The sequence below is a fragment of the Ruegeria sp. BHSA191 genome, from assembly GCF_059613325.1.
This window is the reverse complement of sequence record NZ_JBXWSH010000022.1, coordinates 15,986-31,386: the sequence shown is the minus strand read 5'-3', so window position 1 is coordinate 31,386 and position 15,401 is coordinate 15,986. Positions and strand designations below refer to the sequence as shown.

Here is a 15,401-nt window from a genome sequence, read left to right as displayed (position 1 = left end):
GGCGAACGGCGTTTGCCAAATCGGGATTTCTTGGTCATTCTTAGTGAATGCAGATGCTGGAGTTCAGCCACGACCCAATTCTGGTGGTGATGTCCTGCGCGATGGCAATTGTCGCGGGGTTCACGGGCTTGTCGCTGACCCGAAACATGGCGGCCAAATCGACATCGCAACGCAAGATCGCGATTTCTCTTGCTTCCGTCGCGCTCGGTGGAGGCATCTGGTCGATGCATTTCGTGGCCATGCTCGGTCTGCAAATGCCGATCCCATATTACTATGATGCGGCCATAACGCTCGCCTCGGCGCTGATTGCCATATTGATCGTCGGCTGTGCACTGATTTTGTTGCATTTCACGGAACGTACGACGCCAATGATATTGGCAGCTGGCGGAATTGTTGGGCTGGGCGTCTTGGTGATGCACTATGTCGGGATGGCCGGGCTGCAACTGTGCAAAGCGGTATACACAGTTCCCGGTGTCGCGTTGTCCTCTGCCATGGCGATTGCCTTGTGCATGCTCGCGGTCTGGGTGGCCTATCAAAGACGCACCAATTTGCACATCTTTCTTGCTACCGTCTGTTTTGGGCTGGCGGTCAGTTCCGTGCACTTCCTAGCCATGGCAGGAACAAATTTTGTTGCGGTACCCGTTCCTGGAGATTTTGGCCCGGGTATGAGCAACGAAACTTTGGCCATTGGCGTAGTATTGTCAGGCTTCGTGATTTTTGGTGCCTTTCTTTGGGTGAGCACGACCTATCTAGACGGGCCCGCGCAGCAATCCGAGGCAGCAAATGAAACGACGCCGGAAGCCATGCTGCCGCCCGAGGCGACTTTGCAAATTCCCTGCGAAAGGGAGGGAGCGAAAATCTACGTCGCACCTCAGGATGTCGCATTCGTCCGGGCAGACGGTCATTACACACAGGTCTACACGTGCAAGGATCGCCTGTTCTGCGTCTGGCCGATCACAGAGGCAACAAAGCGCCTTCTGAATGCCGGATTTGTGCAGACGCACCGCAGCTATCTGGTAAACCCCGAAAAGGTTGCCCGGTTTGAACGCACCAAAGACAAGGGTCGCTGTACCTTCAACGAACCGGAACTCCCGCCCGTCCCGGTCAGCCGGTCCAAGCTGAAGGATATTCAGTCGATCCTCTCGGGTGAACTGGGCGCAACTGGTGCAGCTTAAGGCGCATTTCGTGCAAAAACTGCGAAAATCAGTGGTTTTCTAAAGCCTGCGTATACCGATGGATGCAGGCTTCGCTCCAGCCAGAATATCAAGCAGGGAGGAGCGAGATGATTCCAGCGGCGTTTGAGTATTACCGCCCGAAAGATTTGGATGGGGTAATTGCTCTTCTGGAAGAACACGGGGATGACGCACGCGTCATGGCAGGCGGACACAGCCTGATCCCGATGATGAAACTTCGGATGGCGGACGTGCCCCATCTGATCGATCTGCAAGACGTTGCCGGATTGGGTGGAATCACGGTCGGCACAGACACCATCACCATCGGCGCGATGGTGACCCAAGCCGAAATCATCGACCATACAGATCTTGCAAGCGCAGCACCCATCCTGCGCGAAGCGGCGTTGCAGATCGCAGACCCGCAAGTCCGTTATATGGGCACGGTCGGTGGCAATGTTGCCAACGGCGATCCCGGCAATGATATGCCCGGCCTAATGCAATGCGTCGATGCACAATTCACTTTGGTCGGTTCCGATGGCGAACGCACCGTTGCGGCCCGTGAATTCTATGAGGCTGCCTACATGACCGCTCGGGAAGACGCAGAGGTGTTGACCAGCATTTCGATCCCGGTGCCGCAAGGCGGATATGCCTACGAAAAGCAAAAACGGAAAATCGGTGACTACGCGACCGCCGCTGCGGCCGTGCAGATCGTGAAATCGGGCGGCACATGTGCGTCCGCTGCGATTGCGATGACGAACCTGAGCGACACACCGATCTATTCCGCGGCCGCCGCAGAGGCGCTGGTCGGCACATCCGTGGACGCGGACGCCATCAAGGCCGCCGTCGCCGCCATGATGGAAGACATCGACCCGACCGAAGACAACCGCGGTCCCGTGGCTTTCAAGAAACATGTGGCCGGCGTCATCCTGACCCGTGCCATCGAACGCGCTTGGTCGCGGGCCTGAGGGGGGAACCAGAATGTCAAAGAAAATGCACATCACACTCACGGTCAACGGCAAGGAAGAGGAGTTTCTGGCCGAGCCGCGTGAACTGCTGATTTACACCTTGCGCGAACGCCTGGGGATCACAGGCCCGCATATTGGATGCGAAACCTCGCATTGCGGTGCATGCACAGTGACCATTGACGGTAAATCGGTGAAATCCTGCACAATGTTCGTGGCCCAGGCCGACGGCAAGGATGTTACCACCATCGAAGGCATCGGCACACCAGACAGCCTGCATCCACTGCAGGAGGCCTTCAAGGAACACCACGGTCTGCAGTGCGGATACTGCACCCCGGGCATGATCACACGCGCCACCAAACTTCTGGAAGAAAACCCGAACCCGACCGAAGAGGAAATTCGGTTCGGCATGGCCGGCAATCTCTGCCGCTGCACAGGGTACCAGAACATTGTCAAATCCATCCAAGCCGCCGCGGCCGTGATGAATGCAGCCAAGGAGGCCGCAGAATGAAGGACGAAGTAGAAACCCGCGAAGACCGCGTCGCCAATCTCAAAGGGATGGGCTGCTCGCGCAAGCGCGTCGAGGATGCACGCTTTACGCAGGGCAAAGGCAACTATGTCGACGACATCAAGCTGGACGGAATGCTGTTCGGCGATTTTGTACGTTCACCTTTCGCACATGCGCGCGTCAAATCGATTAACACCGAAGAAGCCCTTAAGGTTAAGGGCGTTCTGGCGGTTCTGACCGCTGCTGATCTCGAGCCGCTAGGCCTGCATTGGATGCCTACGCTGGCTGGTGACAAACAAATGGTGCTGGCCGACGGCAAGGTTCTGTACCAGGGCCAGGAAGTGGCCTTTGTCGTAGCCGAAGACCGCTATGCCGCAGCCGATGGCATCGAAGCAGTTGAGGTCGAATACGAGGAGCTGCCCGTTATTGTCGATCCGTTCGAGTCGCTGAAAACCGATGTGGTTCTGCGCGAAGACCTCGACCCGACGGCCGATGGCGCGCACGGTCCCCGTAAGCATCCCAACCATATCTTCACATGGGAAGCCGGGCAGAAAGAAGCGACCGAGCAGGTCATCGGCGAAGCAGACGTCGTGGCCGAAGAGATGGTGTACTATCACCGGACACACCCGTGTCCGCTCGAAACCTGCGGCTGTGTGGCCTCCATGGACAAGGTCAATGGCAAGCTGACGCTGTGGGGGACCTTCCAAGCACCGCACGCCATCCGGACAGTGGTCAGCCTGATTTCCGGCATTGAAGAGCACAACATCCGTGTCATCTCGCCCGACATTGGCGGCGGTTTTGGCAACAAGGTGGGTGCTTATCCGGGCTATGTCTGCTCGGTCGTGGCCTCAATCGTGACCGGCAAGCCGGTCAAGTGGATCGAAGACCGAATGGACAACCTGATGACCACTGCTTTTGCCCGGGATTACTGGATGCACGGCAAGATCTCGGCCACCAAAGAGGGCAAGATCACCGGTCTGTGGTGCCACACCACGGCGGACCACGGTGGGTTTGACGCCTGCGCGGACCCCACCAAGTTCCCCGCCGGGTTCATGAACATCTGCACCGGGTCCTACGACATCCCGACAGCCTACCTGGCGGTTGACGGTGTCTATACCAACAAGGCACCGGGCGGTGTGGCCTATCGTTGCTCGTTCCGGGTGACCGAGGCGGCCTATTTCATTGAGCGGATGATCGAAGTTCTGGCGATTGAGTTGAACATGGACGCGGCCGAGTTGCGGCGGATCAACTTTATCAAGGCCGATCAGTTCCCCTATCAGTCTGCGCTGGGATGGGAATACGACTCGGGCGATTATCACACCGCCTGGGACAAGGCGCTGGCTGCAGTTGGGTACGAGGATCTGCGTGCCGAACAGGCACAGCGGGTCGAGGACTTCAAGGCCGGAAAAACCCGCAAGCTGTTGGGCATTGGCCTGACACACTTCACGGAAATCGTCGGCGCCGGTCCGGTCAAGAACTGCGATATTTTGGGTCTTGGAATGTTCGACAGTTGTGAAATCCGGATCCACCCGACGGGCTCTGCCATCGCACGGTTGGGCACCATCTCACAAGGTCAGGGGCATGCCACCACTTTCGCCCAAATTCTGGCCAGCGAGATTGGACTTCCTGCCGACAGCATCACGGTCGAAGAAGGCGACACAGACACCGCACCATATGGTTTGGGGACCTATGGGTCTCGGTCGACGCCTGTGGCTGGTGCGGCAACCGCGATGGCGGGCCGAAAAATCCGGGCCAAGGCCCAGATGATCGCAGCCTATCTGCTGGAAGTTCACGACGATGACGTGGAATTCGACGTGGATCGGTTCGTTGTCAAAGGCGCGCCTGAGCGGTTCAAGACGATGAAAGAAATCGCCTTTGCCGCCTACAATCAGGCGATCCCGGGGATCGAGCCGGGTCTGGAGGCGGTCAGCTATTACGACCCGCCCAACATGACCTATCCGTTCGGTGCCTATATCTGCGTGATGGAAATCGACGTCGATACAGGCGAGCACGAGATCCGGCAGTTCTATGCGCTGGACGATTGCGGGACACGGATCAACCCGATGATCATCGAAGGCCAGGTCCATGGCGGCCTGACCGAGGCGCTGGCCATCGCGATGGGTCAGGAAATCGCCTATGATGACATGGGCAATGTGAAAACCGGAACGCTGATGGACTTCTTCCTGCCCACTGCATGGGAGACGCCACACTACACCACCGACCACACCGTCACCCCCAGCCCGCATCACCCGATCGGCGCCAAGGGTGTGGGCGAAAGCCCCAATGTGGGCGGCGTGCCGGCGTTTTCGAACGCGGTGCATGATGCCTTCCGGGCCTTTGGTCTGCGTCAGAGTCATATGCCCCACGATCACTGGCGGATCTGGAAGACCGCCAATGATCTGGGCCTGCACGGCTAACAAGAGGGAGGAGGTGCCTGGTCACGCGCACCTCCACATCCAACTATGACTTGGACCGATTTACAGGGTGCCCTTGCAGGTGAAGGCTATGTCGCTTCCGACGATCTGGCCGTGGCGCTGCATCTAGCACTGACACTGGGCCGTCCGCTTCTTCTGGAAGGCGCGGCGGGCGTTGGCAAAACTGAGGTTGCGCGCACTCTGGCTGCATCTCGCGGCACCCGCCTGATCCGGCTGCAATGCTATGAAGGCTTGGACGCGGCGCAGGCGATCTATGAATGGAATTACCAGCGCCAGTTGCTGAGCATCCGCGCGGCTGCCGAAGATGGCCAAACCGGCAAAGACGTCGAAGCGCGCATCTTTTCCCGCGACTTTCTGTTGGAACGCCCGCTGCTGGCGGCGCTGACCCAGGATGTTGCGCCGGTTCTGCTGATCGACGAGATCGACCGGGCCGACGAAGAATTCGAAGCCTACCTTCTGGAAATTCTGGCAGACTATCAGGTCTCGATCCCCGAGTTGGGAACCGTTACGGCCACGACACGGCCTATTGTGATCCTGACGTCCAACGGAACGCGCGATCTGTCTGATGCGTTGCGTCGTCGGTGCCTCTATACCCATGTGGATTATCCCGATCGCGCCACGGAGCTGGCGATTTTGAAGGCCCGCTGCCCCGACATCGAAGCGCATCTGGCCAACCAGATCGTGGGCTTTGTGCAATCCCTGCGCAAGGAAGAGCTGGAAAAGACCCCGGGCATCGCAGAAACACTGGATTTTGCCGCGGCACTTATGGGGCTTGGCCTTGCCGATCTGACGGCGGACCCGGCGATTTTGCAATCGACGCTGACCACGCTTCTGAAAACCCAGAGCGATCAGGCCAACATCACTACCGAAGTGGCCCAGCGCATCGCGGGACGCGCGGCGTGAGCCGAGTCACCAAATTCGCCGGGCGCGATCCTGGGCCGGCAGCACGCGTCGCCGGGTTCATGGCGCATCTGCGCGAAAACGGACTGCGCCTAGGCGTGGCCGAAACGGATACGGCGCTTGCCGCGCTGAACGAAGTCGAAGCCGCCTGTCCAGAAAATGCGCGACGGGCTCTAAAAGCGGTCTGTACCGGGTGCAAAGGCGACGTGGACGCGTTTGACGCGCTTTTCGACAGCTATTGGATGGACGCCGGACGCGTCCGGACAAAGGTCATGCCAACCCTATCGGCCCCCAGCGGTGAGGGCGTGCATTCGTCTAGAGATGCAAAGGGCGAGGACACCGGCAGCGCCGGATCCTCGACAGCGCCGGACACCAGCGATGGCGAGGGCGAAGCGGAAAGCGACGGCGAAGGCAAATTGATCGCCACCGAGGTGCGCAACCTGATGCGCAAGGACCTGCGAGACATCGTCCGCCCCGAAGACGTGGCCGAGGCCGAAGGCGTGGCACGCCGCCTGGGTGCGGCGCTGCGCGATCGCCGGTCCCGCCGCCGCATAGCCGCGCGCAAGGGCGATCGTCTGCATTTCCGCAAGACAATCCGCCGCAGTCTATCGACCGGGGGCGAGCCGCTGAAGCTGTTGCGCAAGCGCCGCCCTGACCGGACCCGCAAGATCGTCGCGCTGTGCGACGTGTCAGGGTCAATGACTGTCTATTCACAGGTGTTTCTGGCCTTTCTGTCAGGGCTTATGCGCGCCGATACGTCTGCGGATGCGTATCTCTTTCACACGCGGCTTGTGCGCATTACCGAGGCCTTGCGGGACAAGGACGCGATGCGCGCCATTGGCCGGATGTCACTGATGGCGGACGGTTTTGGCGGCGGGTCCAAGATCGGACCATCGCTTTTGCGCTTTGCCGATACCTATGCAAAGCGCTTTGTCGACGGCCGCAGCGTCGTGATGATCCTGTCCGATGGCTACGACACCGCGCCGCCGGACCAGATCGACGCCGCGCTGGCCAAGCTGAAGAAACGGGGCTGCAAGGTCATCTGGCTGAACCCACTGAAGGGATGGGCGGACTATGCCCCCGTTGCCAGCGGAATGGCGGCTGCACTGCCGCATCTGGACGTGTTTGCCCCAGCGAACACGCTCGGGGATCTGGCCGCTTTGGAAGGGGAGCTGAGCCGCCTATGACACCTGCTGAAATCCTTGACGGAGATCTTGCACAAACCGCAAAGGTCCTGCGCGACCGCCAGCAACCGTTCGCGTTTGCCACGATTGTTCGCACAGCCGGGTCAACCGCTGCAAAGCCCGGCGCAAAGGCGCTTCTGAGCGCGGATGGTACCATCGTGCAGGGCTGGTTGGGCGGCGGTTGCACACGCGGTGCAGTCAAAAAGGCCGCGATTGAGGCTCTGCGCAGTGGCGCACCGCAGTTGGTTTCGGTCGCGCCCGAAGAGCTTTTGGCGGAAAAGGGCGTCAGTTCCGGAGAGACCATTGATGGCACCCGATTTGCCCGCAATGGTTGTCCATCACGCGGCAGCATCGACATCTTTATCGAACCCTGCCTGCCCATGCCTTTGCTGACTGTCATCGGTGCCTCGCCCGTGGCCGAAGCCCTGTCAGCTCTGGCGCCCGAGTTTCACTGGTCAGTGGGCTCGGACATTCCCGACAGCCCTGTCGCCGGCCAGAACGTCATCATCATCGCCACACAAGGCCAGGGTGATCTGGCCGCTCTGGAACGCGCATTGCTGTCCAAACCTGCGTATATCGCCTTTGTCGGGAGCAAACGAAAATACGGCGCGCTGTCAGACAAGTTAATCGCGAAAGGCATAGATCAGGCCGACATCCGCGCGGTCAAAGCTCCCGCCGGTTTGGACATCGGAGCTGTCACGCCCGAAGAAATTGCACTCTCCATTCTGGCGGAACTCGTCAAGGTTCGGCGCTCGAACGTGAAACGGGACGACGATGACTGAAACGACGGCAATATTGCTGGCCGCAGGTCTGTCGCGGCGCATGGGTGCGCAAAACAAGCTATTGTTGCCAGTTGATGGCGTCCCGATGATCCGCCATGTCACCCAACAATATCAGGCGGCGATTGATGGCCCCATTCTGGTCGTTCTCGGACACGATGCGAACTTGGTTAAAGCGGCGCTGGACGGCACAGGAGTGGACACCGTTTTCAATGCAGACTTCGCCGCTGGCCAGTTTACCTCGGTCGCGGCGGGCTTGCGGAATGCTGTTGATGCTGAGACGCTGCTGATCGGGCTGGGGGATCAACCTCTGTTGTCCAGCACCGATATCCTCGCATTGCTCACGGCGCATTACTGTGCCGACCCCGACAAGATCTCTTTTCCTGTTCATCAGGGTAACCGCGGCAACCCCTTGGTTGTGCCGCGATCTTTGCGCGCAAGGCTGTTGCAGGATCCAAAGAGCCCAGGCTGCCAAAAGTTCACGCGCGCCAATGCCGATCTGGTTCAGGAACTGCCCCTGCGTACGCCCGGGCTCTTTATCGATATCGACACGCCCGAAGCTTACCAGACCCACTGCCTGCCCATGAAGGAGGTTGCAGCATGAACACTCTAAGCCGTCTTTGGGCAAAAATGACTCGATCCGTCGAACTCACCCCCGTGCAGGCCGACCAACAGGCCCGCATAAAATTTCCCTGCTGCTAAGGAAGAAGACACATGGAACTTGCTGACGAAATCAGAATTGACGCTCCCAAGGCCGAGGTCTACGCCGCGTTGAACAACCCGGAAATCCTTAAACAGTGCATTCCAGGCTGCGAAGAATTAATAAAGCATTCAGACACCGAACTTGAAGCCAAGGTTGTGTTGAAGGTCGGACCCGTCAAGGCGCGGTTTAGCGGCAATGTTACGCTGAATACCGACGGCGCGCCGGATGCGTTTTCGCTCACCGGTCAGGGCAATGGCGGAGCGGCGGGTCATGCCAAGGGCGGCGCAGACGTGACTTTGGAAGACCAAGACGGCGCAACCCTTCTCAAATACACTGCCAAAGCCGATGTTGGCGGGAAACTCGCCCAACTGGGCAGCCGACTTATCCAAAGCACTGCCAAGAAACTGGCGGCAAAGTTCTTCAAGTCCTTTGCGGATGTGATGGCTAAAGAGCACACTTGATCAAGCGTCACGCGTCGCAAAGCCGGAAACTGACACATAGCCTCCAGAGCCCAGCTCGCGACGCTGGTATGTTTGGCAAATATTATGCTCAAGCAACGGGAAACGTGGGCTTTGGGTTGTAGGTTTCGTACGTCGAATAGTCTTGAACCTAGCCCCGAAGGTGCTGTCAGACGAATGCGAACCAGTCTCAGTTTGCCACGGAAACCGCGAACCTATCCGGAACTAAGTTCACGCCACTCGCTAAGAGCAGCGGCCCGGTTCAGCTTGAAGGAGTCTCTGCTGGTGAGCGATCTTTCTTGGTTGCAGTGGTTGTAGACGGAGAGATGGACGGCGTCGAACTTCTGTAAACTTCGCATGCGCCTGAAACGTTGCATGGCGCGTTCACGCCGTCGAAAAGGAAGGTGTGAATTCTCGACGCGGTTGTTAATCCACCTGCCCGTCTGTTGCTTTTCGAGCGCGCCCATTTCTCTGAACGCAGCCTTGTAGGAAGGGAATCGATCTGTGACGACCTCCTCGGCGCAACCGTGCCGCTTCATCAATTTCTTGAGGAATTTCAGTGCTGCAGCCTTGTTTCGGCGTTTGGTAACGATTGCTTCCAGCACTTCGCCCTCACGATCAACGGCCCGCCAGAGGTAGTTTCTCTTGCCATTCACCTTCACGAAAACCTCGTCCACGGGCCACTTCCATTTGGTGTAGGCTCTCAATTGCTGAACACGCTTTCTTCGGATCTCAGCAGCAAACTTTGGGCCAAACCTGTTCCACCAATACCGGACAGTTTCGTGGCTCACGTCGATGCCTCGCTCGTGCAACAAATCTTCGACATTCCGAAGCGAGAGCGGGAAACGAATGTACAGCATCACTGCAAAGTGGATGATCTCGGGCTAGATCTTGAAACAGCGAAATGGCGAGCGTTTGGTCATGGCTGGACGCTACAAAATCGCCTTCCCCCCCCAAGCCGGTTTCCTTTGACAGCACTTCTGATCATGTCGCGAGGCCACGCAACCGCCCTGCCTGCCTCAACCTGAATCCCTCTGACAAGTCCTCTGAAAATGCCCCTCTACCACCACTGGCAGGTCAATCGGAATCGTCGACAACGCGAAATTCGCCTGAAGGAATCTCCTTCGGCGGCTCTTCGAATTCATCCGTGTTCAGTCCTCTTCGGATCAGCTCGCGAATGGCAGCTGCGCGCGATGGAAGTCGGTTTTCAAATCGCCAGTCATCAATGACCTTCAGCTCTTCAACATCCAGCATCAGCTGCAGCTTTTCGGTGCGCTTCGGTGGTCGATCTTGATTGGGCATCGTTCCTCGCTCGCTTATGTATCACATCACTTACTCCACATACGTAAGGCAATGAACCTCCTTGACATCAGCTTTTAGGTAAATTTCCGCCTCCAGCGCTAGTCAATCTAGATCAGCAACAAACACAAGAAGCACAAAATACATACCTTAAATATATGGTTTTATTTGATTTTTCTCTATCGCAACCCTAGTTGTCGTGAATGACCGAAATAGGGAAAGGGAAAAGAATGACACAGCAAGTTCTGAAAACCGAACCCCAGAACGAAATGCATGATACCGGTATCGACAAGAATGAGTGGATATCAAACGCAGTCACCGAGGTTCTGTGTGACAGCGTTCTGTTGATGATAAAGACGCAAGGGTACCATTGGAACGTGGTCGGCCCCTTGTTCGTACCGATCCACGAATTGACCGAGAGACTGTACCGCGACTTGTTCGAGGCCATCGACGCATTGGCCGAGCGTATTCGAGCCCTGGGTCAGATCGCTCCCTTGTCCGTCACAGACATGGTCAGCCAAGCGCATTTGACCGAAGAAGAAACGATCAGGGACGCGCATGGCATGATGGAACAGTTGATCTACGATAATGAGTCGCTGGCGCGCAGGTTGAGAGAGACTGCTGCTCTTGCATCACGTCACGGCGACGGGGCCACGGAAGATCTCATGAACACTAGAATGGCAAAACACGAAGAGGCGGTATGGATGCTGAAGGCCATCGCGACTGCCTAAAAGAAGTATGTGTAAAGTTTTTCTTACAGGTGAAGGACAAAGCGATGACCACACGCAAAGAATTCATTCAAGCAGCAAAAGCACAACTGGACCGTTGGGATGCGCAGATCGAGGAACTCGAGGCGCGCTGGAAGAAGGCAGAGGCCGACGCCGAGATGGAATACGAGGATCAATTGAAGAAGATCCGCAGCAAGCGTGGCGAGGCGAAAGAGCAAATCGACAAGGTTCAAAAATCCAGCGACAACGCTTGGGATGATGTCCGGCTCGGATCAGAGAAGGCATGGAAAGAAATTCAAGAGGCGATCCAGAAGGCGGCAACCCGCTTCTGATAGAGCCGGAACGGTTCAGGCGTTCAACGATTGGAGCTAATCCTCGAAGCCATATCCGGGGCCGCGGCAAGAACGCGGTCCCGGTCTTCTTTAAATGCCAAGTCACGATCCGAGAAGGCCAGTGCGCGAGCAGATGCCTCGCGGGCAGCCACTGCCACTTCGGTCTCTTGGCTATGCGCCAGTCGCCACAAAGCCGATTGCTGGAACAGATGAACTTCGAACTTGTCGCCGGCATTCAGTGCGATGGCGTCGAATGCGTCTTTCAACAAACTCGCTGCCGCGATCGGCGGAACGCCAACGTGAATGCAACTCAATTTCCTGGCGAGGATGTTTCGGAGGTCAAGGGCAACAACAACCGCAGCAGCCGTCCCATGCTGGAAATTGCGGTCGTCGGATCGTTGATCCCTGGTGACAGCGCCCGTTGGGCAATTTCAAAAAGGACCTGGAGACTGAAATGCGGGTCCTGATCGAAGCTGCGCTCTGCTCCGACCAGAAAAGCATTCCTTACCCGTTCCTCATCCAGCTTGCCGGAAGTGCTAGCCAGTGCCTGGTTTTCAGGAACGAATGTGCCCGGGAGCACCATGACCTAGACACGGCCATTCTTGGCAGCGGCACATTCTTCCAGCATTCCGACATCGATGTGCTGAATGTATCCTGACCGGTCCGAGACAACGGCTGTCGCGGAGTTGGGGATGGCGTCACCCATCAGGAACATCACGGCATTGCACGGTGTTGACCTGTCTCCATCGGCAGATTTTCGTCGGGCCCCATTCGCTCATCGAGTTCTCATAGACAGCCACATGGTCGTGCCCCAATTGAAACAGTCCGAAAGCATCAACAGTGACGAAGATTCCGCCTCCGCAATAGGTAATGTGACGCCGGGCTTCATCGGCTTGCACGTCTGCAAAGGCCGTCGTGTCAAGTCATGGTAAAAGAAATGTGCCATCGTCCTGATTGAGGCATTGCCAGACGACTCGCAACCGCCCCCCTTGCCCACCCTCTTGGGCAACCGGAGGACACAATTTTTTTTCTGCAAGTAGAAAGAATTACCATAGCGCCGCCGAGATCCACAACCGAACCGACATCAGGCTTTCAGAACGATTTGCTCTGACAAGATCCCGGTTCGAACTACAGCGGTGAAAGAGGCGTCTCAAAGGCGACCGAGCAGACACTGAAGGGGATGCCAATTTCAATTGCGGCTTGCGCTGTTTCGTGCTTCCATCGCGTCGCCCTGGCAATAAAGGCATTGCGCGCTGCTGTTGGGGTGAGCGGAGCCAGTCTGCTCAGGTTGAACCGTTTCGGTTCAATGCGTGCAAACGGCTCCTTTCATGACAACCGGCGGCGCGCCGCCTGAGCACGTAGGGTAAGCCATGCTTCACAATGACCAACTTGAACAGTGGGACCGCGAGAACTTTTTCCACCCATCGACGCATCTGGCGGAATTCGCACGAGGCAACCTGCCTCATCGGGTGGTGACCGGCGGCACAGGCTGCCATATCGAGGACCGCGACGGCAACCGTCTGCTAGATGCCTTTGCCGGGTTGTATTGCGTGAATGTGGGCTATGGCAGACCCGAGATCGCCGAGGCCATTGCCGATCAAGCTCAGGAGCTTGCCTATTTCCATGCCTATGTCGGCCACGGGACCGAGGCCTCGATCACCCTGTCCAAAATGATCCTCGACCGCGCGCCCGCGCATATGTCGAAAGTGTATTTCGGCCTGTCCGGTTCGGACGCAAATGAAACCAACATCAAGCTGATCTGGTACTACAACAACATCCTTGGGCGGCCCGAGAAAAAGAAGATCATCTCGCGCTGGCGGGGCTATCATGGGTCGGGTCTCATGACCGGTTCGCTTACCGGGCTTGAGCTGTTTCACAACAAGTTCGATCTGCCGCTGGCCCAGGTGATTCATACCGAGGCGCCCTACTATTTCCGCCGCCCCGACCCGGCGCAGGACGAAGCCGGGTTCGTTGCCTATTGCGTGGCCGAGCTGGAGGCGCTGATCGATCGCGAAGGCCCTGACACGATCGCCGCCTTTGTCGGCGAGCCGGTACTGGGCACGGGCGGGATCGTTCCACCTCCTGCCAGGTACTGGGAAGCCATTCAGGCGGTGCTTGAAAAGCACGACATTCTGCTGGTCGCAGATGAGGTCGTCACGGGATTTGGCCGGCTGGGCACGATGTTCGGCTCCGAGCATTACGGACTGCGCCCGGATCTGATCACGATCGCCAAAGGGCTGACTTCGGCCTATGCACCGCTATCGGGTTCCATCGTATCCGACAAAATGTGGAAAGTTCTGGAACAGGGCACTGACGAAAACGGCCCGATCGGCCACGGCTGGACCTACTCTGCCCATCCGATTGGCGCGGCGGCCGGGGTTGCCAACCTGAAGCTGCTGGAGGACCTCGGTCTGGTCGAAAACGCCGGAACCGTAGGGGCATACCTGAATGCGGCCATTCAGGACGCGTTGGGGGATCATCCCAACGTCGGCGAGGTGCGCGGCGAGGGCATGCTGTGTGCGGTCGAGTTCGTGGCCGACAAGGCAAGCCGTACCTTCTTTGATGCTGATGCAAAGATCGGCCCCCAGATTGCCGCCAAATTGCTGGAGCAGGACAGCATCATTGCCCGCGCCATGCCGCAGGGTGACATTCTGGGCTTTGCGCCACCCTTCTGCCTGACACGGGACGAGGCGGACCGGATCGTCGCAGCGACCGCGCGCGCGGTCCGAGCGGTTCTGGGTTGAGGAGGCGTCCATGTCGCTTGCCAACGCACCATTCAGCCAAGCGGAATATCAGCGCCGCTTGGCCAAAACCCGCGCCGCCATGGCGCGGGCGGGATTGGATGCAATCTTTGTCACCGATCCGTCCAACCAGGCCTGGCTCACGGGCTATGACGGCTGGTCCTTCTATGTCCATCAGGGCGTAGTTCTGACGATGGAGGGCGAACCGATCTGGTGGGGGCGCTACATGGACATGATGGGTGGGCGCCGCACCTGCTGGATGCAGCATGACAACATCCTTGGATATGCCGACTATTTCGTTCAATCGACCGACGTCCACCCGATGCAGGATCTCGCGGTCCATTTCAGAGCGCGCGGTTTGGACAAAGCCCGGATCGGCGTCGAGATGGAGAACTACTATTACTCGGCCAAGTCGCATTCGGTTCTGGTCGCAGAACTGCCAGACGCCGAGTTTCAGGACGCCACTGCGCTTGTGAACTGGCAAAGGTTGGTCAAGTCCGACGATGAAATCGCCTTTATCCGCAAGGCGGCGCGGATCACCGACAAGGTGATCCAGACCGCGATCGACCGCGCCGCGCCCGGTGTGCGCAAGAACGACCTTGTGGCGGACATCATACATGCCGGCATCACCGGGATCGGCGAGGACTAGGGCGACTATCCGGCCATCGTTCCGCTGACACCATCCGGCCTTGACGCAACCGCAGCCCATCTGAACTGGAACGGCGCCCCTATGTGCGAGGGTGAGGCAACCTTTTTCGAACTCTCGGGGTGCTACCGCCGCTATCACGCCCCGCTGTCGCGGACGGTGTTTCTGGGCCAGCCATCCGATGACATGCTGCGCGCCGAAGAAGCGCAGCTTGAAGGTATTACCGCGGGCTTGGAGGTCGCGCGCGCGGGAAACCGCACCTGTGACATCGCCAATGCCTTCATGAGTGTTCTGGAAAAACACGGCATCGAACGGTCGGGGCGCATGGGCTATCCCGTCGGCCTTAGCTATCCGCCCGACTGGGGCGAACGCACGGCTTCGATCCGCAGCGAAGATGAAACGGTTCTGGAGCCGGGCATGGTGTTTCATTTCATGCCGGCGCTCTGGATGGAGAGTTGGGGGTTGGAGACGACCGAAACCATCCTGATCCGGGACACCGGCGCGGCTGAACCGCTGTGCAGCATCGACCGCAAGCTATTCGTAAAGACCTGATC

Annotated in this window: 17 protein-coding genes and 1 pseudogene; 14 read left to right on the top strand and 4 right to left on the bottom strand. The window is 58.2% G+C overall.

Going from position 1 to position 15,401, the window contains the following annotated elements:
- Nucleotides 1-47: 47 nt before the first annotated feature.
- From AC2FNS_RS16990 to AC2FNS_RS16950, 9 genes are all read left to right on the top strand, one after another.
- On the top strand, nucleotides 48-1,175 hold the full coding sequence (locus AC2FNS_RS16990; protein ID WP_496710953.1) for an MHYT domain-containing protein: 1,128 nt from the start codon (nucleotides 48-50) through the stop codon (nucleotides 1,173-1,175).
- A gap of 107 nt (nucleotides 1,176-1,282) precedes the next feature.
- Nucleotides 1,283-2,137: an FAD binding domain-containing protein gene (locus AC2FNS_RS16985; protein WP_496710954.1), complete on the top strand. Its 855-nt coding sequence runs from the start codon at nucleotides 1,283-1,285 to the stop codon at nucleotides 2,135-2,137.
- Nucleotides 2,138-2,150: 13 nt separating this feature from the next.
- Entirely contained in the window at nucleotides 2,151-2,645 is a 495-nt protein-coding gene (locus AC2FNS_RS16980; RefSeq protein ID WP_490361285.1) for a 2Fe-2S iron-sulfur cluster-binding protein, read from the top strand.
- The gene (locus tag AC2FNS_RS16975; RefSeq protein ID WP_496684424.1) at nucleotides 2,642-5,059 is read left to right on the top strand and encodes an aerobic carbon-monoxide dehydrogenase large subunit; all 2,418 of its coding nucleotides are present in this window, start codon (nucleotides 2,642-2,644) and stop codon (nucleotides 5,057-5,059) included. Before AC2FNS_RS16980 ends, AC2FNS_RS16975 begins: the two co-directional genes overlap by 4 nt.
- A gap of 45 nt (nucleotides 5,060-5,104) precedes the next feature.
- The gene (locus AC2FNS_RS16970) at nucleotides 5,105-5,980 is read left to right on the top strand and encodes an AAA family ATPase (protein ID WP_496710955.1); all 876 of its coding nucleotides are present in this window, start codon (nucleotides 5,105-5,107) and stop codon (nucleotides 5,978-5,980) included.
- The gene (locus AC2FNS_RS16965; RefSeq protein ID WP_496710956.1) at nucleotides 5,977-7,164 is read left to right on the top strand and encodes a vWA domain-containing protein; all 1,188 of its coding nucleotides are present in this window, start codon (nucleotides 5,977-5,979) and stop codon (nucleotides 7,162-7,164) included. The genes AC2FNS_RS16970 and AC2FNS_RS16965 overlap by 4 nt, the downstream gene beginning before the upstream one ends.
- Complete coding sequence (locus AC2FNS_RS16960; protein WP_496710957.1) at nucleotides 7,161-7,943, top strand: XdhC family protein; 783 nt, start codon at nucleotides 7,161-7,163, stop codon at nucleotides 7,941-7,943. Before AC2FNS_RS16965 ends, AC2FNS_RS16960 begins: the two co-directional genes overlap by 4 nt.
- Complete coding sequence (locus AC2FNS_RS16955; RefSeq protein WP_496710958.1) at nucleotides 7,936-8,544, top strand: nucleotidyltransferase family protein; 609 nt, start codon at nucleotides 7,936-7,938, stop codon at nucleotides 8,542-8,544. The genes AC2FNS_RS16960 and AC2FNS_RS16955 overlap by 8 nt, the downstream gene beginning before the upstream one ends.
- A gap of 110 nt (nucleotides 8,545-8,654) precedes the next feature.
- Nucleotides 8,655-9,104, top strand: coding sequence for an SRPBCC family protein (locus tag AC2FNS_RS16950; protein ID WP_496684409.1), 450 nt, complete (start codon nucleotides 8,655-8,657; stop codon nucleotides 9,102-9,104).
- Between the two features lie 212 nt (nucleotides 9,105-9,316).
- Here the strand turns inward: AC2FNS_RS16950 and AC2FNS_RS16945 are convergent, their stop codons facing one another.
- Together AC2FNS_RS16945 and AC2FNS_RS16940 are read right to left on the bottom strand one after the other, a co-directional pair.
- Nucleotides 9,317-9,979: an IS6 family transposase gene (locus AC2FNS_RS16945; RefSeq protein WP_496710979.1), complete on the bottom strand. Its 663-nt coding sequence runs from the start codon at nucleotides 9,977-9,979 to the stop codon at nucleotides 9,317-9,319.
- A gap of 199 nt (nucleotides 9,980-10,178) precedes the next feature.
- Nucleotides 10,179-10,403: a hypothetical protein gene (locus tag AC2FNS_RS16940; RefSeq protein ID WP_496710959.1), complete on the bottom strand. Its 225-nt coding sequence runs from the start codon at nucleotides 10,401-10,403 to the stop codon at nucleotides 10,179-10,181.
- A 227-nt stretch (nucleotides 10,404-10,630) separates the two neighbouring features.
- Here AC2FNS_RS16940 and AC2FNS_RS16935 point away from each other — a divergent pair, with 227 nt between their 5' ends.
- Nucleotides 10,631-11,131: a Dps family protein gene (locus tag AC2FNS_RS16935; protein WP_496710960.1), complete on the top strand. Its 501-nt coding sequence runs from the start codon at nucleotides 10,631-10,633 to the stop codon at nucleotides 11,129-11,131.
- The gene (locus AC2FNS_RS16930) at nucleotides 11,101-11,460 is read left to right on the top strand and encodes a sll1863 family stress response protein (RefSeq protein WP_496795418.1); all 360 of its coding nucleotides are present in this window, start codon (nucleotides 11,101-11,103) and stop codon (nucleotides 11,458-11,460) included. The genes AC2FNS_RS16935 and AC2FNS_RS16930 overlap by 31 nt, the downstream gene beginning before the upstream one ends.
- A 23-nt stretch (nucleotides 11,461-11,483) precedes the next feature.
- On the opposite strand, the gene AC2FNS_RS16925 is transcribed toward AC2FNS_RS16930, so the two are convergent.
- Nucleotides 11,484-11,774: a hypothetical protein gene (locus AC2FNS_RS16925; RefSeq protein WP_496775417.1), complete on the bottom strand. Its 291-nt coding sequence runs from the start codon at nucleotides 11,772-11,774 to the stop codon at nucleotides 11,484-11,486.
- Nucleotides 11,771-11,983 carry a DUF2254 family protein gene (locus tag AC2FNS_RS16920; RefSeq protein ID WP_496727656.1) on the bottom strand — a complete coding sequence of 71 codons (213 nt, stop codon included), beginning with the start codon at nucleotides 11,981-11,983 and terminating at the stop codon, nucleotides 11,771-11,773. The genes AC2FNS_RS16925 and AC2FNS_RS16920 overlap by 4 nt, the downstream gene beginning before the upstream one ends.
- Between AC2FNS_RS16920 and AC2FNS_RS16915 the strand changes: the two genes are divergently transcribed.
- The 3 genes and pseudogenes from AC2FNS_RS16915 (at nucleotide 11,915) to AC2FNS_RS16905 (ending at nucleotide 15,399) form a co-directional block, all read left to right on the top strand.
- Entirely contained in the window at nucleotides 11,915-12,118 is a 204-nt protein-coding gene (locus AC2FNS_RS16915) for a hypothetical protein (RefSeq protein ID WP_496710981.1), read from the top strand. The two genes, AC2FNS_RS16920 and AC2FNS_RS16915, sit on opposite strands and share 69 nt — an antisense overlap.
- 712 nt (nucleotides 12,119-12,830) lie before the next feature.
- A complete protein-coding gene (locus AC2FNS_RS16910; protein ID WP_496710963.1) occupies nucleotides 12,831-14,204 on the top strand; it encodes an aspartate aminotransferase family protein in 1,374 nt (457 codons plus the stop codon).
- Between the two features lie 10 nt (nucleotides 14,205-14,214).
- Nucleotides 14,215-15,399, top strand: a pseudogene (locus tag AC2FNS_RS16905) (M24 family metallopeptidase).
- Nucleotides 15,400-15,401 lie beyond the last annotated feature (2 nt).